16 protein-coding genes and 2 pseudogenes are annotated in these 20,284 nt (G+C 70.3%); 5 read left to right on the top strand and 13 right to left on the bottom strand.

Going from position 1 to position 20,284, the window contains the following annotated elements; translation table 11 throughout:
• Positions 1-61 precede the first annotated feature (61 nt).
• From ACRQ5B_RS01990 to ACRQ5B_RS01965, 6 genes and pseudogenes are all read right to left on the bottom strand, one after another.
• On the bottom strand, positions 62-1,432 hold the full coding sequence (locus ACRQ5B_RS01990) for a UDP-glucose dehydrogenase family protein (protein WP_432396415.1): 1,371 nt from the start codon (positions 1,430-1,432) through the stop codon (positions 62-64).
• Positions 1,429-2,253 carry a glycosyltransferase gene (locus ACRQ5B_RS01985; RefSeq protein WP_432396412.1) on the bottom strand — a complete coding sequence of 275 codons (825 nt, stop codon included), beginning with the start codon at positions 2,251-2,253 and terminating at the stop codon, positions 1,429-1,431. The genes ACRQ5B_RS01990 and ACRQ5B_RS01985 overlap by 4 nt, the downstream gene beginning before the upstream one ends.
• Positions 2,254-2,294: 41 nt before the next feature.
• Positions 2,295-2,558, bottom strand: a pseudogene (locus ACRQ5B_RS01980) (glycosyltransferase); the annotation flags it as partial.
• A 120-nt stretch (positions 2,559-2,678) separates the two neighbouring features.
• Complete coding sequence (locus tag ACRQ5B_RS01975) at positions 2,679-2,927, bottom strand: hypothetical protein (RefSeq protein WP_432396409.1); 249 nt, start codon at positions 2,925-2,927, stop codon at positions 2,679-2,681.
• A gap of 9 nt (positions 2,928-2,936) precedes the next feature.
• Positions 2,937-4,424 carry a flotillin family protein gene (locus tag ACRQ5B_RS01970; RefSeq protein ID WP_432396407.1) on the bottom strand — a complete coding sequence of 496 codons (1,488 nt, stop codon included), beginning with the start codon at positions 4,422-4,424 and terminating at the stop codon, positions 2,937-2,939.
• Positions 4,425-4,609: 185 nt separating this feature from the next.
• Positions 4,610-5,011, bottom strand: coding sequence for a DUF4383 domain-containing protein (locus ACRQ5B_RS01965; protein WP_432396404.1), 402 nt, complete (start codon positions 5,009-5,011; stop codon positions 4,610-4,612).
• Between the two features lie 197 nt (positions 5,012-5,208).
• Between ACRQ5B_RS01965 and ACRQ5B_RS01960 the strand changes: the two genes are divergently transcribed.
• Positions 5,209-6,552 carry a cell division protein PerM gene (locus ACRQ5B_RS01960; protein WP_432396401.1) on the top strand — a complete coding sequence of 448 codons (1,344 nt, stop codon included), beginning with the start codon at positions 5,209-5,211 and terminating at the stop codon, positions 6,550-6,552.
• Between the two features lie 17 nt (positions 6,553-6,569).
• On the opposite strand, the gene ACRQ5B_RS01955 is transcribed toward ACRQ5B_RS01960, so the two are convergent.
• Positions 6,570-6,962 (bottom strand): hypothetical protein, encoded by a 393-nt coding sequence (locus tag ACRQ5B_RS01955; RefSeq protein WP_432396398.1) that lies wholly within the window; start codon positions 6,960-6,962, stop codon positions 6,570-6,572.
• Between the two features lie 39 nt (positions 6,963-7,001).
• Between ACRQ5B_RS01955 and purN the strand changes: the two genes are divergently transcribed.
• Together purN and ACRQ5B_RS01945 are read left to right on the top strand one after the other, a co-directional pair.
• On the top strand, positions 7,002-7,574 hold the full coding sequence (gene purN, locus ACRQ5B_RS01950) for a phosphoribosylglycinamide formyltransferase (RefSeq protein WP_432396396.1): 573 nt from the start codon (positions 7,002-7,004) through the stop codon (positions 7,572-7,574).
• A 120-nt stretch (positions 7,575-7,694) separates the two neighbouring features.
• The gene (locus tag ACRQ5B_RS01945) at positions 7,695-8,630 is read left to right on the top strand and encodes a hypothetical protein (RefSeq protein ID WP_432396393.1); all 936 of its coding nucleotides are present in this window, start codon (positions 7,695-7,697) and stop codon (positions 8,628-8,630) included.
• 84 nt (positions 8,631-8,714) lie between these two features.
• Here ACRQ5B_RS01945 and ACRQ5B_RS01940 read toward each other — a convergent pair whose 3' ends face one another.
• Positions 8,715-10,067: an MFS transporter gene (locus ACRQ5B_RS01940; protein ID WP_432396390.1), complete on the bottom strand. Its 1,353-nt coding sequence runs from the start codon at positions 10,065-10,067 to the stop codon at positions 8,715-8,717.
• Positions 10,068-10,255: 188 nt separating this feature from the next.
• Here ACRQ5B_RS01940 and purH point away from each other — a divergent pair.
• Positions 10,256-11,943: pseudogene (purH, locus tag ACRQ5B_RS01935) on the top strand (bifunctional phosphoribosylaminoimidazolecarboxamide formyltransferase/IMP cyclohydrolase).
• Positions 11,944-12,173: 230 nt separating this feature from the next.
• Here purH and ACRQ5B_RS01930 read toward each other — a convergent pair.
• Positions 12,174-13,175: a trypsin-like serine peptidase gene (locus ACRQ5B_RS01930; RefSeq protein ID WP_432396387.1), complete on the bottom strand. Its 1,002-nt coding sequence runs from the start codon at positions 13,173-13,175 to the stop codon at positions 12,174-12,176.
• Positions 13,176-13,437: 262 nt separating this feature from the next.
• Here ACRQ5B_RS01930 and ACRQ5B_RS01925 point away from each other — a divergent pair, with 262 nt between their 5' ends.
• Positions 13,438-15,657 (top strand): NADP-dependent isocitrate dehydrogenase, encoded by a 2,220-nt coding sequence (locus ACRQ5B_RS01925; protein WP_432396384.1) that lies wholly within the window; start codon positions 13,438-13,440, stop codon positions 15,655-15,657.
• An 80-nt stretch (positions 15,658-15,737) separates the two neighbouring features.
• On the opposite strand, the gene ACRQ5B_RS01920 is transcribed toward ACRQ5B_RS01925, so the two are convergent.
• The 4 genes from ACRQ5B_RS01920 to ACRQ5B_RS01905 form a co-directional block, all read right to left on the bottom strand.
• Positions 15,738-16,355 carry an SRPBCC family protein gene (locus ACRQ5B_RS01920; protein ID WP_432396381.1) on the bottom strand — a complete coding sequence of 206 codons (618 nt, stop codon included), beginning with the start codon at positions 16,353-16,355 and terminating at the stop codon, positions 15,738-15,740.
• 127 nt (positions 16,356-16,482) lie between these two features.
• Positions 16,483-17,058, bottom strand: a complete 576-nt coding sequence (locus ACRQ5B_RS01915; protein ID WP_432396379.1) for a mucin-associated surface protein — start codon at positions 17,056-17,058, stop codon at positions 16,483-16,485.
• Complete coding sequence (locus ACRQ5B_RS01910; RefSeq protein ID WP_432396376.1) at positions 17,055-18,377, bottom strand: serine/threonine-protein kinase; 1,323 nt, start codon at positions 18,375-18,377, stop codon at positions 17,055-17,057. The genes ACRQ5B_RS01915 and ACRQ5B_RS01910 overlap by 4 nt, the downstream gene beginning before the upstream one ends.
• Before the next feature lie 518 nt (positions 18,378-18,895).
• A complete protein-coding gene (locus ACRQ5B_RS01905; RefSeq protein ID WP_432396373.1) occupies positions 18,896-20,188 on the bottom strand; it encodes a hypothetical protein in 1,293 nt (430 codons plus the stop codon).
• Between the last annotated feature and the right edge of the window lie 96 nt (positions 20,189-20,284).

The following is a 20,284-nucleotide window of genomic DNA, read 5'->3' as shown; positions in this document are numbered from 1 at the left end:
ACGTTGGTGCAAAGTGATTCCTCCCCTCAGAGATCATAGGGGCCGACGCCGGTTCCGTCCGTTAGCGCGGCACCGCGGCGCCGTGGGCGGACCCGGCCCCGGCCCGGCCGAGCCCCCGCACGGTCCAGCCGGCCGCGGTCCAGGCCCCGGCGTCGAGCGCGTTGCGGGCATCCAGCAGGACCCGGCGCCGGACCTTTTCTCCGGCGGCGCGGGGGTCAAGGGTCCGGTACTGCTCCCATTCGGTCAGCAGCAGCACCAGCTCGGCGCCGTCGAGGGCAGCGTCCGTGCCGGCCTCGAAGCGCAGCTGCGGGTGATGCAGCCAGGCGTTGTTGACCGCCGCCGGGTCGGTGACGGTGACGTGGGCGCCGTCGTCGGCGAGCCGGCGGGCGACGTCCAGGGCGGGGGAGTCGCGGATGTCGTCGGTATCCGGTTTGAACGCCGCCCCGAGCACCGTGACCCGGCGCCCGGCCAGGCTGCCGCCGCACAGCTCCCGGGCCGCGGCCACCGTGCGGGAGCGCTGGTTGCGGTTGATCCCGTCCACGGTGGCCATCCAGTCGTCCACCGAGTCCACTCCCAGCTCCCGGGCCTGGACGCGGAGCGAGCGGATGTCCTTGGGCAGGCAGCCGCCGCCGAAGCCCAGGCCCGCGTGCAGATACCGGCCGCCGATGCGCGGGTCCAGGCCCATCGCGGCGCCCAATTCGGTGACGTCCCCGCCGGCGGCCTCGCAGAGTTCGGCCATGGCGTTGATGAAGCTCAGTTTCGTGGCCAGGTAGGCGTTGGCGGCGGACTTGATCAGCTCGGCCGTGGCAAAGGTGCAGACCAGCCGGGGGATACCGGCCGTCATCAGCGGGGCGTAGACAGCGTCCAGGGCCGCGGCGACGGCGGCCGCCGTGCTGCCCGGCTGGTCCGCCGCGTCGGCGCCGCCGGGGACGCCGTACACCAGCCGGTCCGGGACCAAGGAGTCCTTGACCGCGGTGCCCTGGCGCAGGAATTCGGGGTTCCAGCCCAGCAGCACGTCCGGCCTGGCGGCCAGCACGCCGCCGAGCATGTCCACGGTTCCCACCGGGACGGTGGATTTGCCGACGACCGCGGAGCCCGGGGCCAGGAAGGGCAGTAGGGCTTCGGTAGCGGCGACAAGGAAGCTGAGGTCGGCGCCGTCCGAGGTCTTCGACTGCGGGGTGCCGACGCAGAGGAAGTGCAGCTGTGCCCCGGCGGCGTCGGCGAAGCTGGTGGAGAAGGTGAGCCGGCCGTTGGCCCTCCCGTCGCGCAGCAGCTCGTCCAGTCCCGGCTCGTGGAAGGGCGCGGTGCCGCGGTCCAGCTGGGCGACCTTGGCGGCGTCGACGTCGATACCCGCCACGCTGTGGCCCATCGAGGCGAGGGTGGCGGCGTGCACGGCGCCGAGGTAGCCGCAGCCGATCACGGAAATTTTCACAGGGTTGCTCCTCTTCCGGGGCGGGTGGTGGAGGCGGCGCCGGCGGGTGCCGGTGCGCCGGTGGAAGCCTCGCGGTAATGGGTGACGAGTTCCTCGCCGAGGGCGTGCCAGGTCCGGCCCTGGACCGCGGCGTGGGCGGCCTCGGCGAAGGCCCGGCGCTTGGCGCCGTCGCCTGCCAGGTCCGACACCCGGGCGCGCAGGCCGGCGAGGTCGCCGGGTTCGTACAGCCAGCCGGTGCGGGAGTTCTCCACCAGGTCCAGCGGGCCGCCGCGGCCGGTGGCGACCACGGGTACACCCGACGCCATGGCCTCCTGGATGGTCTGGCAGAAGGTTTCAAATTCGCCGGGGTGGACGAACAGGTCGAAGGAGGCCACGGTCCGGGCCAGGTCTTCGCCGCCCAGGAACCCGGTGAATACGGCGCCCGGGAGCGCCGTCTCGAGGGCGGCCCGCTGCGGGCCGTCGCCCACGATCACCAGCCGGGTCCCGGGGAGGTCCGCCAGCACTGCCAGGTCCTCCACCTGCTTTTCTGCCGCGAGCCGGCCCACGTAGCCGATGATGCGCTCGCCGGCCGGGGCGACGGCCGCCCGCCAGCCGTCGTCGCGCTTGGCCGGGTGGAACCGGGCGGTGTCCACGCCCCGGCGCCACATCTGCACCCTGGGGATACCCCGGCCGCGGAACTGCTGCAGCGCGAAGGTCGAGGGAACCAGGGTGCGGGTGGCCAGCAGGTGGATCTGCTCCACCCGGTTCCACGCCCAGTTCTCCAGGTACGGCACGCCGTAGCGGGCCGCATAGCCGGGGACCTCGGTCTGGTAAATGGCCACGGTGGGGATGCCGAGCTGGTGCGCTGCCTGCACCGCCCGCCAGCCCAGCACGAAGGGGAGGCGAGGTGGACGACGTCGGGCGCGTAACCGGCAAGGATTCGCTTGACCCGGGCCACGCCTCCCATCGCCACGCGAACGTTGGTGTAGCCGGCCAGGGGGAGCGCTGGGAGCCGGTGGATCCGGGCCCCGAAGACCTCGTCCGGGACGCCGGTGTCCTGGCCGGAGGGGCAGATCACCAGCACCTCGTCACCGCGGGCCTGGAGATGCTCCAAGACCCGCAGGATGGAGTGGGTGACCCCGTTCATCTGGGGCAGGAATGATTCGGCGACGAGTGCGATCCTCACCCCTCCACCGTGGGGGCCGCGGCTGACGGCCCGGGGTGGCGGGCGTGGCGTGTGGGGGAAGACTGGGTTAACAGGCGGGGATCAGGGCCGGCTGCCGCCGCGAAGCACCTCGGGGAGTTCGTCCACGTAGACCGTCTGCGGCGGTTCGTAGTAGATCACCAGGACCTCCTCGCCCACCGCGAAGCTGCTTTCCTTGTCGAAGGGGTGGGCGTGGAAGGCGCTGATGCCGCCGCGGAACGGCAGCATCACCTCACCGAGCGTCCCCGGACCTACCCGGCCGGAGACCCGGCCGATCCGGCCGGTCAGGCTCCGGTCGACGTTCCTGGGCATCCTGGGTTCCTAGGTGCCCGGGGTCGGCTGCTTCGGGGCGGGGCGGCCCTGGGGTCCGGGTGTGCCGTCCGCCCGGGTACCGTCCGCACGGGCGCCGTCGCGGCCGTTCTTGAGCGCGCTCCGCAGCGCCGGAAGGTAGTCGCCCACCTGGGCGAGGATGCCGCCGACCATCCGGTTCAGGCCTTCGCCGCCGTTGAGCACCGTCAGCTGCCCCACGTGCGCGAACGGCTCCGCGGCCGCGGCGACAATGCCGGGCATGTTCTCCGCGAGCTGCTGGGAGATGACCGCGTCCTGGTTGGTGCCCAGGGCCTCGCCCCGGGCCTTGATGCCGTCCGCCTCGGCGAGGGCCTTGGCCTTGATGGCCGACGCCGCCGCATCGCCGCGGGCCTTCGTGGCCGCGGCCTCCGCCTCGCCGGTCACCCGGGTGGCGCCGGCGGCGGCCGCAGCGGCGTTGGCGTTGGCCTGCGCCTGCAGCTCGGTGCGCCGGGCGTTGGCCTGGGCCTCGAGTTCGGTGCGGCGGGCCAGGGCCTCGGCGGCGCTGATGTCCGCGGACTTCTGGCCCTCCGCCTCGGTCCGTTTGGCGTAGGCCTTCGCGTCCGCGGGCTTCCGGATGGTGGTCTGCAGCTTCTGCTCCTCCCGGTCCGCCTCCAGTTTGGCCACCTCGGTCTCCTGCACCACCACCTGCTGCCGGGCGGTGGCGTCTGCCAACGGGCCGGCCTGGGCAGCATTGGCGCGGGCGCGTTCGGCGTTGGCCTGGGCCTCGGACTGCTTGATCGCGGAGAGGCTCTGGGCGTCCGCGATCTGCGCGGCAGCCTCCGCCTCCCGTTCCGCGGCTTCCCGGTTGCGCGTGGCCTCGGCGATCCGGGCCTCCATCTTGACCTGGGCGATGTGCGGCTTGGCGATGTTCTGGATGTAGCCGGTGGGGTCCTGCAGGTCCTTGATCTGCAGCGAGTCCACCACGAGGCCCAGCTTCTCCATCTCCACGCCGCTGGCGCTGCGGACCTGGGAGCCCAGCTTGTCCCGCTCGCGGATGATCTCCTCCACGGTCATGCTGCCGATGATGGAGCGCAGGTGGCCCTCGAAGACGTTGTAGACCTGGCTTTGCATCTTCGGCTGCTGCCCCAGGAAGCGGCGGGCCGCGTTGGCGATGAAGGGCGGTGCGTCGCCGATCTTGTAGATCACCACGCCCTCGACTATCACCTGGATGCCCTGGGAGGTCACGCAGGAGACCTTCAGCTCGGTCTCGTTCAGCGTCAGCGAGAGGGCCCGGACCGTCTGCAGGCCGGGCACCACCAGGGCGCCCTTGCCGGTGACGATCTTGAAGTCCATGCCGTCCCGGGTTTCCAGCGTTCCACGGGTCAGGCCGGAGATGATCAGCGCCTCGTTCGGCTCCGCCACCTTCCACATCAGCTTCACCGCCACCCAGACGAGGGCGACGACGACAATCACCCCCGCGACGACGGCGAAGAACGGGATGAGGGACGTGAGATCAGGCATGGCCAACCTTTCGCGACGGTGCGTCAGGCCAGTCTGGGGTGACGGCGCCGGGTAAGTCCAGCATTTGGGCAAAGAAGGCTGGTGCGGGCTTCGGGACGCTGCCCGGGCCCGCACCAGCGGGTACTACGACTTATCGGATTAGTTGAACTCGCTCCTCATTCGCGGCTCCCTTTCCCGGTGGTGGTTTACCGGGTACCTGCGTCTTCGGCCAGGTGCCGTGCGAGCAGCCAGCCGGCGCCAATCATTGCCACGCCCAGCACCATGTGGGTCCAGTTATCCATGGTGTTGAAGGCCAGGAAATTGGCCGCCGAGCCGACGCCCACGATCAGCCCGTAGACGGCGAAGATGATGTACAACAGGCCAAATCCCATCAGGTAATTCCGGGCTCCCATGCTGTTGCGGGACATGACGTAGCCGGTCCCGCCGATCGCGAACTGGACGATGTTCAGCAGCATCGAGACCTGGAACAGATTGAGGAACATGGCGTTCGAATCCGGTCCAAGGAACCGGAGCTCGCCGTAGTGCGTGGTGATGCCGGGGATGAATCCCAGGACACCCACGGCCATGAGGACAATACCCACACCCATGCCGACGTTCTGGACGTCTGTCCGTCCGAAATGGACGCCGTGTGCATGTGGGGATGCGGTAGTCATTTTCTGCCTCCAACCACTGATTGCGGACAGTTCAATTTTACGGCGGCAGGGCCAAAAAAGCGCCGGGAATACGGCCCCGGACGCCTGTCGGAACCCGGGACGGACGCCGCCGCGTGGCACGATGGATCACGATGAAACTGCGCGCTGATCAGACCGGGGACCGTGGCCTTCCGATGCCGTTGTGGCTGCAGGGGGCACTCGAGTCCGCACAGGCCGCGGTGATCTCCGCGCTGGTGGTGATCGCCCCGATCGTGGCCGTCTGGGCCGGCGCCGGCTTCCGCGAGAGCGGGTTCGAGTTCCTGGCCCGTCTGGCCGGCCAGGCCTGGCTGCTGATCCACGGTGTCCCGCTGCTGCTGAACGGGGTCGGGGCCGACGCCGTCGCCCGCCCGGACTCCGGCGCCCTCACCCTGATCCCGCTGGGCCTGACCCTCATCCCGTTCCTGCTCGCCTGGCGTGCCGGCCGGCGGCTGGCCCGGGCTTCCTATACGGACCAGCTCTGGCAGGCACTTGTCGGGTCCTGGCTGACCTACGCCGCGTTCGGTTTCGCCACCGGCTTCCTCTGCCGCACCGCCGAGGTGGGGGTGAGCCTCTGGGCCGCCTCGGTCATTCCTCTGATTCCCTACGCCCTCGGCATGGTGGTGGGCGCCCGCCGCGAAGCCGGGTCCTGGAGCCGGCTGATCGGCGTCGACGCCGTCGCCTGGATCAGCCGCACCAGCCAGCACTCGCGCTGGGCCGGGTCCTACCTGGGCTCCGCCATCAAGGCCGGGTACGTGGCCGTGATGGCCACCCTGGCGATGGCCGCGGCGCTGCTGGCCGTGGACCTGCTGATCCACTGGAACCTGATCATCGACGTCTACGAGGCCCTTGGCGCCGGGCCGGTGGGCGGAGCGGCCCTGACCATCGCGCAGCTGGGCTACCTGCCCAACCTGGTGGTCTTCGCCCTCGCGTGGGCCTCCGGGTCCGGATTCGCCCTCGGCGTCGGCTCCCAGGCCGGGCCGCTGGCCACCGCCGTCGGGCCGCTGCCGTCCATCCCCGTGTTCGCGGCCCTGCCCTCGGGCCCGCTGGACTACGCCCTCGTGGCGCTGGTGGTCCCCGTCCTGGCCGGAGCCCTGGCCGGCTGGTGGTTCCTGCGCGAAGGGGAGAACCACTTCGACGAATGGCTCTCCATCAAGGTCAAGGCCCGCTGGTTCACCGCCACCGTCTCCACTCTGGTCCTCGGCGCGCTGATCGGCGTCGTGGCCGGGGCGCTCGCGGCCGGGCTGGCGTGGCTGGCCCGCGGCTCGGCCGGGATCGGGCGGCTGACCGACATCGGGCCGGACCCGGTGGCGACGGCGCTGTTCGTGGCCGCCGAAACCGGGATCGGCGTTGTCATCGGCTACGCTGCCGGCCCTTGGCTGGAACGCCGGCAGCGGCTGCAGGAAGCGGATCTCTCGGCGTCGACCGCCTCCTCATCCTCGTCCGCCCGGAGCAACTGAGCCCGGACGCCGGTGTCCTAGCGGAGCGGGGCCGGCAGGGATTTCTCCAGCGTGACCCGGCAGGTGGAGGCCGCCTGCTCGGTGAGAGCCTGCCGCGCGCACTGCTGGTAGTCGCGGATCTGGGTGTAGAACACGGAACTGACCAGCAGCATCAGCACCATCACGGTGGAAACCACCAATCCGGAAATCGTCCCGAAGAGCACCATCCGGGACTCCCGGAGTTTCAGGGCCCGCACCAGCAGGACGACGCCGAGCACCACCGCGCAGAGGGTGAGCAGCGCGGCCAGCCACAGGTAGGCGACGTCGAGCTGGAAGACGAAGAACGAGCCCAGGACCACCACGATAAAGGCGCGGAAGAGGTTCAATGTTCGCAGCCGCGACTCGGCCTTGCCGCCCTGGGGAAAACTCATGGTTTCCAGCGTACGCGAGCGGCCGCCTAAGCTAAGTCAATGCGCATCGTAGTCCTTGTTTCCGGCACCGGATCGAACCTGCAGGCCGTCATCGACGCCGTCCGGGCGGGTGACCTGGACGTGGAGCTCGCCGCCGTCGGCGCCGACCGTCCCGGGACCTACGGGGTGGAGCGCTCGGCCGCCGCGGGGATCCCCACCTTCGTGGTGGACTTCAAGGCCTACCCGGACCGCGCGGCCTGGAACGCGGCCCTAACCGAAGCCGTCGCCGCCTACCGGCCCGACGTCGTCGTCTCCTCCGGATTCATGCGGATCGTCAGCGCCGACTTCATCGCCGCGTTCGACGGCAAATACCTCAACACCCACCCGGCGCTGCTGCCGGCCTTCCCCGGCGCGCACGGCGTCCGCGACGCCCTGGCGTACGGGGTCAAGGTCACCGGCTGCACGGTGCACTGGGCCGACGCCGGCGTGGACACCGGCCCGATCATCGCCCAGGAAGCCGTCACGGTGGAGGACGGCGACACCGAGGAGACCCTGCACGAGCGGATCAAGACCGTGGAACGGCGACTGCTGGTGTCCACCCTCCGCGACCTCGCCGCCGCGGCACCCAACTAACTCGCAGCAGGGGCCGTTTTGGCGCCTCAGAACGGCCTCAGCTGACAGCCAGTGTGCGGGCCGGAGCCCCGCCTGTGGATAACCCTCCGAGGGTGGCCCCGGCTTTGCGACGATGGGTCGATGAAAACACCGCGGCCGCTTCCGGCCCCGCTGGGTACCGCGCCCTTCACGTTCCAGGAAGCCGTCGACGCCGGAGCAAGCCGGCGCCGGCTCAAGCACCGGTCCCTTATGGTCCCGAGTCGCGGCATCCGGGTGCCAGCGGGTGTTCCGACGGAGAGCCCGCTGCTGGTCAGGCCGCTGACCATCGTGACGGAGTTCTCGGCCGCCTCCCACGCGACGGCCTTCAGGATCTGGGGTTTCCCGGGTTTCCATCCGGGGCTTCACGATCCCGGCGTCCACATCTCCCGGCCGGACACCATGGCCATTCCGCGCCGCCGGGGCGTGGTTGGCCACGTGGGCCAGTTCTTCGACGACGAGATCACGGAGGTCGACGGCGCCCTCGTCACCACCAGGGCCCGGACCTGGCTGGACTGTTCCCGGCGGATGAGTATTGACGAGATCACCGTCGTCGCGGACCACCTGCTGCGCCGGCCGCGACCCTCGTTCGAGGGCCGGTCCGAACCCTACGCAACCATCGAGGAACTTGCCGACATGCTGGACCGGCACAAGGGCACGCCCGGAATCCGCAAAGCGCGGCTGGCCTTGGAGGACGCGCGCGTGGGTGCCGATTCGGCACCGGAGACGAGACTGCGCCTGATCCTTGGCCGGGCGGGTCTCCCCGAACCGCAGCTGAACGCCCCCACCGTTCTTCGGCCCGGCGTCGTTCGTGAACCGGACCTGTCCTACCCCGAGCACCGCGTGGCAGTGGAGTATGAGGGCGAGACAGTCCATTCGGACGCGGCCCAGGTAGTCCGGGACATCGCCCGGGAAGAAGATTTCGCCTCCGCGGGCTGGACATCGGTCCGCATTTCGAAGAGTCACCTGGCGAAGTCTGGCCATGCTGCCGTCGCCAAGGTCCGGGCTGCGCTCTATGCGCACGGCTGGCAGCCGGGGTGATTCGTCGCAAACTGCCTGGCAGCCGAGGACGTTGTGGGGGCTGAAAACGGTCTCAGCTGCGAGTGAGTTGGGGCAGGAAGGGTGTCAGTCCAGCCGGCGCTGCTTGGTCTCCGGGGCGAAGAACGCCATCCACAGCACCGAGACCAGCACCAGCCCGCCGGCCAGGGCGAACGAGGTGGCCAGTCCCAGCTGCGGCCAGAGCACCGCGGCGAACAGCAGCGGCCCGAAGCCTGCACCTACCCGGGAGAAGGTCGAGGCCCAGCCGAAGCCGGTGCCGCGCAGCTCGGTCGGGTACAGCTCGGAGACGTAGGCGTACAGCACCGGGATGGCCACCTGCACTACGAAGCCGAAGAGCAGCAGCCAGAACACCGCGGCCGTGGGGATGTCCACGACGACGGCGACCACCACCAGGATCAGGGCCGAGAGCGGGCCGGTGACCGCCAGGATCCATTTGCGTCCCGTCCGCTCCACCAGCAGGGCCGCCACCACCACGCCCAGCAGCCCGACGGCGGCCATCGAGGCCGTGGTCAGGAACGCCTTGTACTCCTCGAACCCGGCGCCGATCAGGATCCGCGGCATCCAGGTCAGGGACAGGTAGTAGACCAGCAGGATGGAGAAGAACAGGGCCCAGGCCGCGGTGGTGATCTTCCAGTCGTAGCGCCACAGCGCGCGCAGCTGGGTCCAGGCGCTGCCGGCGGAGAGCCGGGGGACGTCCTGCGGCTCGGGCAGGCTGTACGCCCGGGCCTGGCCGCCGGTCGCTGCCACCAGGGAATCGATCACGGCGGCCGCCTCCTCGCGGCGCCCCTTCCGGATCAGGAACAGCGGGGACTCCGGGACGCTGCGGCGGACCCAGACCACCAGCAGGGCAGGCAGCACCATGATCAGCATGGTCAGGCGCCAGTCCGCGAACGCCGCCACCAGCCCGGCGGAGACGAAGCCGCACAGGGCGGCCCCCACCGGCCACCAGCCGTCCATCGCGGTGAGGACCCCGCCGCGCTGCTTCCGCGGCGTGAACTCGCCCACCAGCGCGTAGTCCACCGGGATGCAGCCGCCCAGGCCGAACCCGGCCAGGAACCGGAACACCACGAACCAGGTGAAGTCGGGGGAGAGCGCGCCGAGGACGGTGAAGATGGAGAAGATCAGCAGCGTGGCGGAGAAAGCCTTCTTCCGGCCGATCGTGTCCGCAATGGTGCCCCAGACGAAGGCGCCGAGGGCCATGCCGATGAGGTTGGAGGTGCCGATCCACGCGGCGTCCCCGGGGCCGAGCGACCAGTGCTTGGACAGCAGCGGGATGAGGATGCCGTTGAGCGTGACGTCCCAGGCGTCGAACATGAAACCCAGCCCGCCGATCAGGAAAATCCGGCCCTGGACCTTCCACCGCCACGGCAGCTCCTGGACCACCTGTTCGCCGCTGGGCACCGTGGTATACGTGTTCATATCTGGCCTCCTGCAAGAACTCTACGTGCCCGGACCGACGGCCGGGGAGGTGGCCGGCCCCGGCGCGCGGAGCCGCTTCACACTCGGCCTGGGCGGCGGTCCCGGGACGGGGAAGTCCGGGCCGACGCGATAAACTGGGCGCATCCCCACCCGCCGCGGCCGCGCCGCGATATAAGACGGAGACTTTTGTGAGCTTTACGCAGCATGAGCGTGTGTCCATCGACCGTGTCCCCATTCGCCGGGCCCTCATCTCGGTCTACGACAAGACCGGCCTGGAGGAGCTCGCCCAGGGCCTGCACAACGCCGGCGTCCGGATCGTCTCCACCGGCTCCACCGCCAAGAAAATCGCGGCCGCCGGGATCCCGGTGCAGGAAGTCGAAGAAGTCACGGGCTCCCCGGAAATGCTCGACGGCCGGGTCAAGACGCTGCACCCGCGCGTCCACGGCGGCATCCTCGCCGACCGCCGCGTTCCCGCCCACATGAAGACCCTCGAGGACATGGCCATCGAGCCGTTCGACCTCGTGGTGGTGAACCTTTACCCGTTCGTGGAGACCGTAAAGTCCGGCGCCGCGCAGGACGACGTCGTCGAGCAGATCGACATCGGCGGCCCCGCCATGGTGCGCTCGGCCGCGAAGAACCACGCCGCCGTCACGATCGTGGTTGACCCTGCCGCCTACGGTTCCGTCGTGGAAGCCGCCGCCGCCGGCGGTTTCGACCTGAAGACCCGCCGCCGGCTGGCCGCCAAGGCCTTCGCGCACACCGCGGCGTACGACACCGCCGTCGCCACCTGGACCGCCAGCCAGTTCCTGGACGAGGACGGCGACGGCGTCATCGACTGGCCCGCCTACGCCGGCCTGGCACTGGAGCGCTCCGAGGTACTGCGCTACGGCGAGAACCCGCACCAGCAGGCCGCCCTTTACGTGGACAAGGCCGCCCCGGCCGGCATCGCGCAGGCCGACCAGGTGCACGGCAAGGCCATGAGCTACAACAACTTCGTCGACGCCGACGCCGCCCTGCGCGCCGCGTTCGACTTCGACCAGCCCGCCGTCGCGGTCATCAAGCACGCCAACCCGTGCGGCGTGGCCGTGGGCTCCGCCGACGCCGCGGACCCGATCGCCGACGCGCACGCCAAGGCCCACGCCTGCGACCCCGTCTCCGCCTTCGGCGGCGTGATCGCGGCCAACCGCACCGTCACCGCCGGCATGGCCCGGACCGTCGCCGGCATCTTCACCGAGGTGGTCATCGCCCCCGGCTTCGAGGATGAGGCGGTGGAGATCCTCTCCAAGAAAAAGAACATCCGCCTGCTGACCCTGCCCGAGGGCTACGGCCGCTACCCGACCGAGTTCCGCCAGGTCTCCGGCGGCATGCTGGTCCAGGCCACGGACAATGTCGACGCCGACGGCGACAACCCCGCCAACTGGACCCTCGCCGCCGGTGAGGCCGCCGACGAGAAGACCCTCGCCGACCTCGCCTTCGCGTGGACCGCGTGCCGCGCGGCCAAGTCCAACGCCATCCTGCTGGCCGCCGACGGCGCCGCCGTGGGCATCGGCATGGGCCAGGTCAACCGGCTCGACTCCTGCCGCCTCGCCGTCGAACGGGCCAACACCCTGGGCGTCTCCGTGGAGTCCGACGTCGACGGCGCCGGCGGGGCCTCGAACGCTTCGACGTCTCCGGGGCGCCGGAGCGTGCCCGCGGCGCCGTCGCGGCGTCGGACGCGTTCTTCCCGTTCGCCGACGGCCTGCAGATCCTGATCGACGCCGGCGTCCGCGCCGTCGTCCAGCCCGGCGGCTCCGTCCGGGACGAGGAAGTCATCGCCGCGGCCAACGCCGCCGGCATCACGATGTACTTCACCGGCGCCCGCCACTTCTTCCACTAGGAACCTCCGCCCGGGAGACCGGGCGGCTCGTGGAGCCTGCATAAAAACAGCGGTCGTGCCCTTCCCCGACGGGAAGGGCACGGCCGCTGTTTGTTATGCCGGGGAACGGCGACGGACGCGGGAACGCGGGGTCCCGGTGCCGGCCTGTCGAGGGGGATGGCCGGCGGTGGAACCCCGCGTTGCCCTGTCTTTTCCTTTCCCTAGGGCGCGGATAGTTGGGGAACTGGTACTTAGGAGGCTGCGGCGGTGCTGTAGGCCTGCTGGATGACCGAGCCCCAGTAGGGGCCATACATGGTGGTGGAGCTGCTGCCGTAGCCGTAGCTGTTGATCGAGTTCTGGTAGCCGGAAGAGCTGGTGCCGATGAACCACGGGCCGCCGGAGGAGCCGCCGGTCATGTTGCACGGGATGCCCTGGGTGTTGAACTGCGGGTTATACGGATCGTTCTTGGCGGTGCCGCTGCAGCTCTTGAGCGATTCGCCGTTGAACGGGGCGGCGGCCGGGTAGCCGAAGGACTTGTAGCTCAGGCCACGGGCGGCGTTGAACTGCACCCCTGAGGCGCCGACCACGTCGGAGAGGGTCTTCCCGTTGAGGGTGTTCATCACGGCGAAGCCGGTGTCATAGGTCATGTCGCCGCCCGAGCTCCACTGGGTGGGGGTGTAGAGGGCGTTGGCCGTCCACTTCCCGTAGGGTGCCGACCCGTTGAGATAGGCCGGCACGAAGGTGAAGTTGGTGGCGAAGGCGCCCGGGCCCTCGTTGACGCAGTGCCCGGCGGTGGACACTGTGCTCTTGTTCGCCGAGGTCACGGAGTTGCCGGAGCATACGTAGTTGGCGCCGGCCAGGGTGAAGAAAACCTTGCCGATGTGCGGGACGGGGTTCTCGCTGGCGTTGGTCTTGGTCTGGACCTGCTTGGACTGCAGCGTGGGGGTGGTTCCCTCCACCTTCGCCGGCGCCCCCACCTCCACCGGCTTGCCCGCGTCGGCCTTCGCGGCGCCGCGGTTCACGGCCTTGGCGGCCAGCACGTCACCGGGGATCGCGTTGCGCATCCGTTCGGGCGTCCAGTAGTCCGCGGCGGCGGCCTCGGTCACGGTGTGGCTGGCCACGTCCGGAGTGCCCGAGGGGGCGCGTCCGGCACCGCCGGGGGAGGCGGTGGCGCTGCCGGCGGCGACGACGGCGAGCAGGGCTGCGGCGGAGAGGCTGAGCAGGCTGGTGCCCAGGGATTTGCGTGTGCGCATGGGGATCCTTTTGGGTGCGGGATGCGGTGCGGCCCTTGGGGACGGGCCGCAGTGATGGCATCGAACCTACTGCACTATGACGAACCTGTAAAGCTGTTTGTCAAAACTTGTCATATCGCTTTTTGGCCGCTACCCGCCGTCGAGCCCGCTTCACCTGACTGCCGCCGGCCGTCCCTAACAAGCGCCGAGGCCGCCACCTCGGGTAAGTTAGAGCCGTTGAGATAACAAAGATTTCCGCAGACTTTCAGGGAGACGCCCAAGCATGGCCAAGATTATCTATACCCACACCGACGAAGCGCCGATGCTGGCTACCTATTCGTTCTTGCCGATCATTGAGGCCTACGCCTCGACGGCCGGTGTGGAGGTAGAGACCCGCGACATTTCGCTTGCCGGCCGCATCATCGCCGTCTTCGGCGACTACCTCACCGAAGACCAACGCATCGGCGACGCGCTCGCCGAACTCGGCGAACTCGCCAAGAAGCCTGAAGCCAACATCATCAAGCTGCCGAACATCAGTGCCTCCGTGCCGCAGCTGAAGGCCGCCATCGCCGAGCTCCAGGGCCAGGGCTACGCCCTCCCGGACTACCCGGACAACCCGGCCTCGGACGAGGAGACGGACATCCGCTCCCGCTACGACAAGATCAAGGGCTCCGCCGTAAACCCGGTGCTGCGCGAGGGTAACTCGGACCGCCGCGCGCCGCTGTCGGTGAAGAACTACGCGCGCCAGAACCCGCACAGCATGGGTGCCTGGACCCCGGAGTCCAAGACCAACGTGGCCCACATGGAGGCCGACGACTTCCGCTCCAACGAGAAGTCCGTGGTGATCCCGGCCGACACCAACCTCAAGATCCAGCTGGTCAAGGACGACGGCACCGTCAAGGTCCTCAAGCGTGCCTTCCCGGTCCTGGCCGGCGAGGTCATCGACGGCACCGTGATGCGCGCCGCTGCCCTGGACGAGTTCCTCAAGGCCCAGGTGGCCCGCGCCAAGGAAGAGGGTGTCCTCTTTTCTGCCCACCTCAAGGCCACCATGATGAAGGTCTCCGACCCGATCATCTTCGGCCACGTGGTCAAGGCCTACTTCGCGGACCTCTTCGCCACCTACGGCGAGCAGATCGCCGCCGCCGGCCTCAGCCCGAACAACGGCCTGGCCTCCATCCTCAACGGCCTGGAGGACCTCCCCGAGGAGACCCGCGGAGACGTCGAGGCCGCCATCACCAAGGGCCTCAACGAGGGCCCCGAGCTGGCCATGGTCGACTCGGACAAGGGCATCACCAACCTGCACGTGCCCTCCGACGTGATCGTGGACGCCTCCATGCCGGCCATGATCCGCAGCTCCGGCCACATGTGGGGCCGCGACGGGCAGGAGGCGGACACCCTCGCCGTCCTGCCGGACAGCAGCTACGCCGGCATCTACCAGGTGGTCATCGATGATTGCCGCGCCCACGGCGCCTTCGACCCCACCACCATGGGCACCGTCCCGAACGTCGGCCTGATGGCCCAGGCCGCCGAGGAATACGGCAGCCACGACAAGACCTTCGAGATCACCGCCGCCGGCACCGTCCAGGTGGTCGACGACGAGGGCACCGTCCTGATCGAACACCAGGTCTCCCCGGGCGACATCTGGCGCGCCTGCCAGACCAAGGACGTGCCGATCCGCGACTGGGTCAAGCTGGCCGTCACCCGTGCCCGCGCCTCCGCGACCCCGGCCGTATTCTGGCTGGACAAGACCCGCGCGCACGACGCCCGGATGATCGCCAAGGTCGAGGAATACCTCAAGGACCACGACACCGAGGGCCTGCAGATCGAGATCATGTCCCCGGAGGAGGCCACCGCCTTCACCCTGGAGCGCATCCGCAAGGGCGAGGACACCATCTCCGTCACCGGCAATGTGCTCCGCGACTACCTCACGGACCTGTTCCCGATCCTGGAACTGGGCACCAGCGCCAAGATGCTCTCGATCGTCCCGCTGATCAACGGCGGCGGTCTGTTCGAGACCGGCGCCGGCGGCTCCGCCCCGAAGCACGTCCAGCAGCTGCTCAAGGAAAACCACCTGCGCTGGGACAGCCTGGGCGAATTCCTGGCCCTGGCCGTGAGCTTCGAGCACCTGGCCACCACCACGGGTAACGCCCGCGCCCAGATTCTCGCGGACACCCTGGACCGCGCCACCGGCACCTTCCTGCTCGAGAACAAGTCCCCGAAGCGCAAGGCCGGCGAGCTGGACAACCGTGGCAGCCACTTCTACCTGGCCAAGTTCTGGGCCGACGAACTGGCACGCCAGAGCGACGACGCCGAACTCGCCCAGGCGTTCGCCGAGGTCTCCAAGACCCTCAGCGCCGACGAGGAAGCCATTGTCGGCGAGCTGCTGGCCGTCCAGGGCTCCCCGGTGGACCTCGGCGGCTACTACCGCCCGGACGAGGCCAAGGCCTCTGCCGTGATGCGCCCCTCCGCCACCTTCAGCAAGGCCCTGTCCCTGCTGGGCTAGGCACTTGAGGCGATAAACGCCGACGGCGCACCGGGTATCCGGTGCGCCGTCGGCGTTTAGGCTGTTTTTCGAATCCGCCGTTAATCGTCGGCGCGGCGCCCGCCCTCGGCGGTGGCGTCGTCCGCGTCCGCTGCGGGGCCGGTCGCGGGCTCCGTGGCCAGGTCCGGATCTGTGTTCTGCGGCGCGCCCGTGCCGATCACGTCGTAATCCGGGTCCGTCACCGGGGTCAGCCCGGAGTCGACCTCGCCGTTGTTGACCCGTTCCCGCCAGGCGCCGGTCTCGAAGTCGCGGTCCTCGATGAACTTCTTGAACCGCTCCAGGTCCGCGGCCACCTGCCGGGAGTCGAGCCCGGCGGCGGCGCCGAGCTTCTCCACGGCACCCTCTGGCTCCCAGCTGAGCTCCACGTCGACCCGCACGGAGCCCGGCGTGAGCTCGGTGAAGCGCACCGCGCCGGCATTCCGCGGGGCGTCGATGCTCTCCCACGCAACCAGCCGGTCCGGTTCCTGCGCCGTAATCCGGGCATCGTAGGCGCGCTGGACGCCCCGGATGCTGGTCTCGAAGTGGACGGTGGTGTCATCGAGCTGCCGGACGCTGTCGACGCCTGTCATGAACTGGGGAAAATCCTCGAACTGGGTCCACTGGTTGTAGGCCTGCTTGACGGGGACGTTGACGTCGATGGATTCCTGCACTGTTGCCATGCGCTCTGTACTCCTCTGGTCGGATAAAGCCCGGCTCTCTGCGGCCTGATTCACAAGCTATCCGCAACGGGGCATCCGGCAAAGTCCGGGCACGATGGCCGGGGCGGCAACGGCAAAGACCCGCGGGCTAGCCGCCGCCCTTCTTGCCGCCCTTGGCCTTACCGGGTGCCTGCTGTTGAGCCTGCTGGGCGGCGGCCTGTTGGGCCGCTTGATTAGCGGCAGCCTGGTCGGCGGCGGCTTGATCCGCGGCCGCCTTGGCCGCCGCGTCGGCTGCAGCCTGCGCCGCCTTTTCCTCCTCGGCGGCTGCAGCCTGCGCCGCCTTCTCCTCCTCGGCGGCCTTGGCGGCGGCATCCTTGGCGGCCTGCTGCTGGGCGATCCGGGCGTTCAGGTCGTTCCGGACGGCGTCGATGGAGGATTTGATGCTCTGGTGCCTTTTGAAGGAGACCTTGCCGTCCGCGGCGGCGGTGTCCAGGGCGGTGGTCAGTTCATCCAGCTGTTTCAGGGCGCCCGGGGAATCGTCGGCGGCCGCGGCTTGGGTGACGGCGAGGACGCGCGACTGCAGCTGGCCGGCTGCGGCGGCGTCCAGGTCGGGGGCGGGGGAGGCACATCCGCCCAGCGCGCCGGCACTTACGATCAGGGCCAACGCCGCGGCGGCGGCGCGGCGGTTCACAAGGCGCGCGCCATTGGAGGACAGGCCGGTCATGGGTTCACGCTCTCTTCCAGCTGCTTCAGGTGCTCGCCGATGTCTCCCGTCACGGCCGGGTACGGGACCGGCGGCGGTGCGGCGGGCGCCGCGGTCAGGGAGAGCAGCACGGCGGCGGCAACCGCGAGCAGCACGACGACGGCGAGGGCCAGCAGGAGCTTGGCCCGCCGGCCCAGCGGCCGCCGGGCGGTGGGGCGGCCCGGTGCGGCTGAGAGGCCCGGCCGGGAGGCGGAAAGTGCGGCAGTCGAGGGGATGGGCGGCAGCGCGGCGGTACCAGGCGCCGTCGTCCGGGCCGTCGAGCCCAGCCCCGGGCCCGCACCTGAACCTGCGGCCGCGCCCCTGGCGGTATTCCGCGACCGGCCCCGCGCCGGACCCTTCGCCGATTTCGGCGGTCGGGCCGGGGGCTCGGGCAGCACACGGGTCTGCTGCTCGGCCAGCGGGCCGGGCAGGTAATCCGGGGAGACCAGGGCCTGGCGCAGGACGGGCTCGAGGTCGGAGGCGGCCGGGCGCTCCAGCGGGTCAAGCGCCGTCATGGCCCGGATCAGGCTGGCCCAGGCGGCGGGCACGTCGTCGGGGATGGCGGGCGCCCGGTGCAGCCGGGCCACCGCCGATTCGACGGCGCTTCCCGGGTACTCCACGGTGCCCTTGATGCACTCCAGGAGCACCAGGCCCAGGGAGTAGATGTCGCTGGCCGGGCCCATGTCCGCGCCGCGGGCCTGTTCGGGGCTGAGGTAGGCGGCGGTGCCGACCATGGTCCCGGTGGCGGTGAGGCGGGTCCCGTCGGCGATCCTGGCGATGCCGAAGTCGGTCAGCTTGGGCCGGAGCGGCTCGCCCGGCCGGGTCCGGACCAGCAGGACGTTGGCGGGTTTGATGTCCCGGTGGATGATGCCGAGGGAGTGGACGTAGGCGAGGGCGTCGGCCAGGCCGGCGCCGATCACGGCCACCTCGTCCAGGGGCAGCGGGCTGTGCCGGATGCGGGTGCGGAGGTCCTGTCCGTCCACCAGTTCCATGGTCAGGAAAGGGCGGGGCTCGTCCGGGACGCGGGTGTCGGTGCCGGCGTCGAAGAGGGTAACCAGGCCGGGGTGGTTGAGAGTTGCCAGGAGTTCGATTTCGGCCTGCTGCCGGCGCAGTTCGTCGGCATCTGAGGCCTGGGGTGCGAAGAGCTTCAGCGCCACGTCGCGGCCCAGGTTCTCATCCTTGGCGGTGTAGACCGAGGCCATTCCGCCCCGGCCGATGACCTCTCCCAGTCGGTAGCGGCCGCTGAGAACCTCGGCCGTGACCTCGTTGGGCGACGTGTCCACGGGTACCCCCTGTTGCATCCGGACGCCGCGGTGGCGTCCTAAGGAAATGATACGGGTATGGGTATCGCGGTCCGGCGCGGGGCAGAATGGCCCCCATGGTGGTGCTGGTACGTGACGGGTGCTGTGCGCTTGTTCCTGTTCGTGACCTTTCTGACAGGGGCGCCGCCGGGGATAGAGACTTTTCCGGCAACGGCGCCTTGCTGGCACGGGACTGAAGGGTTCCGCCGGGGCCTGCGCGGCCGTTGGATCCCCCAGCGGACCCAACGACCACGCCCCGGCGCTCACGAGAACCTGCGCGGGGCGGCCTGTATCACGGCGGGCGTTCCGCAGTGGCCGGGAGGACACGGCTGCGACGGCCGCCCGGGACCTGGTGGCGGCGTGGCGCGACGGCGGGACTTTGATTGAAGCGGGAAACGGGTGCCGGGGTCCGGCGGGGGTGGGGCACATGGAAACTTCTCCTGACGAGCTGGTGGCGGGCGCAATGGGCGGCCCGCGGGACAGTTCTCTGCAGAGCGATGCTGCAGAGGACGGTCCAGCTAGTCGGGAGAAGAGCCGGGGTCCGCGGTGACGGCGCGGTAGGCGTGCTGGAGCGGGCCGCTAATGGGCTCGAAGCCCAGCGGCGGTACGACAAGGAAGGCATCCGGCAGCCAGGCGGCGGTGCCGGAAGCGCTGCCGGCGGTGGAACCGCCGCCGGATCCGGAGCCTGGGGCGGGCGGCAGCGCAGAGGGAGCCGGGAAGCCCGTTTCTCCGCCCCACGGGTGCGGCAGGTCGTTGTTGCCGGCGGGCGCGGCGGGGGCGCCGTCACCTGCGGGCGCGGCCGTACCGGCCGACCCTGTCGGGACGGTGCCGGGCGCGGGCGCTGGCAGATTCGGCTCCGGCAGGACCAGGACCGGGGTGAACGACGGATGCGTCGCAGCGTAACTGGTGATGCTGCCTACGTTTTGACGCACGACCACGGGGGCCGGGCTGCAGGGGAGCGCCGGGTCAACGGCGGCGACTGTCACCGCGGTGGCCGGGCTGGCGGGACCTGTGGGCTGGCCGGAGGCGGCAGGCCGGCCCGGGGAAGCTGCGGGCTCGGCGGCCGGGGGAGCGGGCGACGGGGCCGACTGCGCGGGCGGCTGGGTGGCGGGGGTGGTGCCGGTGGATCCGGCCAGCGGGTCGATCACGGGCAGCACCGGAACGGGCGACGCCGGGACGGTGACTACCGGGACAGAGACCACGGGGACGGTCACGACTGGCACGGGAGCCGTGGCTGAGGGCGTCGGAGTCGGTGTCGGTGCGGGCGTGGTGGGGGCCGGGGCCGGGACGGGGACGGGAGAAGGCGAAGGGGCCACCACGGGCGGCGCCGGTTCCGTGACGACGGGAACGGGCACGACGACGGGGTCCACGGGCGGCACGGGTGCCGGGACGACCGGGGTGGGATCGGGCGCCGGGGCCGGATCTTGCACTGGTGGATCTTGTACGGTCGGCTCCGGGGCGGTGACGGGAGCGGTGGCCGGGTCCGGCTGGGGCTCGGTGGCCGGAAGAGCCGATTCGGCGGGCGCGGGTGCCGGTGACACCGGCGTAGCCTCGACGGCGGGCGCCGTGGCCGTTGCCGTCGGCTCCGGGGCGGGCGTCGCGGCGGCCTCCAGTGCCTCGTCGGTCATGGGCAGTTGGATCATGGTGCCCAGCGAGGTTTTCACGTGGCCGGCTGCAACGGTGATGGCGGCCGGCTCGTCGGCGCTGGCCGCGGCGGCGCTCAGCGTCAGCCAGGCACAGACCGCCAACAGGGCCAGGAGGAGCCGCCGGAGCCGGAGACGCAGGGGAGAAGGGCCCGCCGCTTCACGCATGCGCAACACCCCTCCCCGGATAGGCTCGATGATTGGCCTATAGCGTAGAGCCAGGCGTAGCGGCGCGTCCAGAGCGGGAGGGCACTATTAGTCCCG

Origin of the sequence: Pseudarthrobacter sp. L19, from assembly GCF_050859435.1 — a bacterium.
Lineage (GTDB): Bacteria > Actinomycetota > Actinomycetes > Actinomycetales > Micrococcaceae > Arthrobacter.
Note: the sequence above shows the minus strand (reverse complement) of the source record. Positions and strands in the feature narration are given on the sequence as shown.

Excerpts from the sequence above, each read along its gene's own strand:
- ACRQ5B_RS01955 (WP_432396398.1), bottom strand. The coding sequence starts at position 6,962 with ATGAGTTTTCCCCAGGGCGGCAAGGCCGAGTCGCGGCTGCGAACATTG.
- ACRQ5B_RS01915 (WP_432396379.1), bottom strand. The coding sequence starts at position 17,058 with ATGACCGGCCTGTCCTCCAATGGCGCGCGCCTTGTGAACCGCCGCGCC.
- ACRQ5B_RS01930 (WP_432396387.1), bottom strand. The coding sequence starts at position 13,175 with ATGCGCACACGCAAATCCCTGGGCACCAGCCTGCTCAGCCTCTCCGCC.
- ACRQ5B_RS01945 (WP_432396393.1), top strand. The coding sequence starts at position 7,695 with ATGAAAACACCGCGGCCGCTTCCGGCCCCGCTGGGTACCGCGCCCTTC.
- ACRQ5B_RS01970 (WP_432396407.1), bottom strand. The coding sequence starts at position 4,424 with ATGCCTGATCTCACGTCCCTCATCCCGTTCTTCGCCGTCGTCGCGGGG.
- ACRQ5B_RS01905 (WP_432396373.1), bottom strand. The coding sequence starts at position 20,188 with ATGCGTGAAGCGGCGGGCCCTTCTCCCCTGCGTCTCCGGCTCCGGCGG.
- ACRQ5B_RS01940 (WP_432396390.1), bottom strand. The coding sequence starts at position 10,067 with ATGAACACGTATACCACGGTGCCCAGCGGCGAACAGGTGGTCCAGGAG.
- ACRQ5B_RS01910 (WP_432396376.1), bottom strand. The coding sequence starts at position 18,377 with ATGCAACAGGGGGTACCCGTGGACACGTCGCCCAACGAGGTCACGGCC.
- ACRQ5B_RS01925 (WP_432396384.1), top strand. The coding sequence starts at position 13,438 with ATGGCCAAGATTATCTATACCCACACCGACGAAGCGCCGATGCTGGCT.
- ACRQ5B_RS01965 (WP_432396404.1), bottom strand. The coding sequence starts at position 5,011 with ATGGGTGTGGGTATTGTCCTCATGGCCGTGGGTGTCCTGGGATTCATC.
- ACRQ5B_RS01960 (WP_432396401.1), top strand. The coding sequence starts at position 5,209 with ATGAAACTGCGCGCTGATCAGACCGGGGACCGTGGCCTTCCGATGCCG.
- ACRQ5B_RS01975 (WP_432396409.1), bottom strand. The coding sequence starts at position 2,927 with ATGCCCAGGAACGTCGACCGGAGCCTGACCGGCCGGATCGGCCGGGTC.
- ACRQ5B_RS01920 (WP_432396381.1), bottom strand. The coding sequence starts at position 16,355 with ATGGCAACAGTGCAGGAATCCATCGACGTCAACGTCCCCGTCAAGCAG.
- purN (WP_432396396.1), top strand. The coding sequence starts at position 7,002 with ATGCGCATCGTAGTCCTTGTTTCCGGCACCGGATCGAACCTGCAGGCC.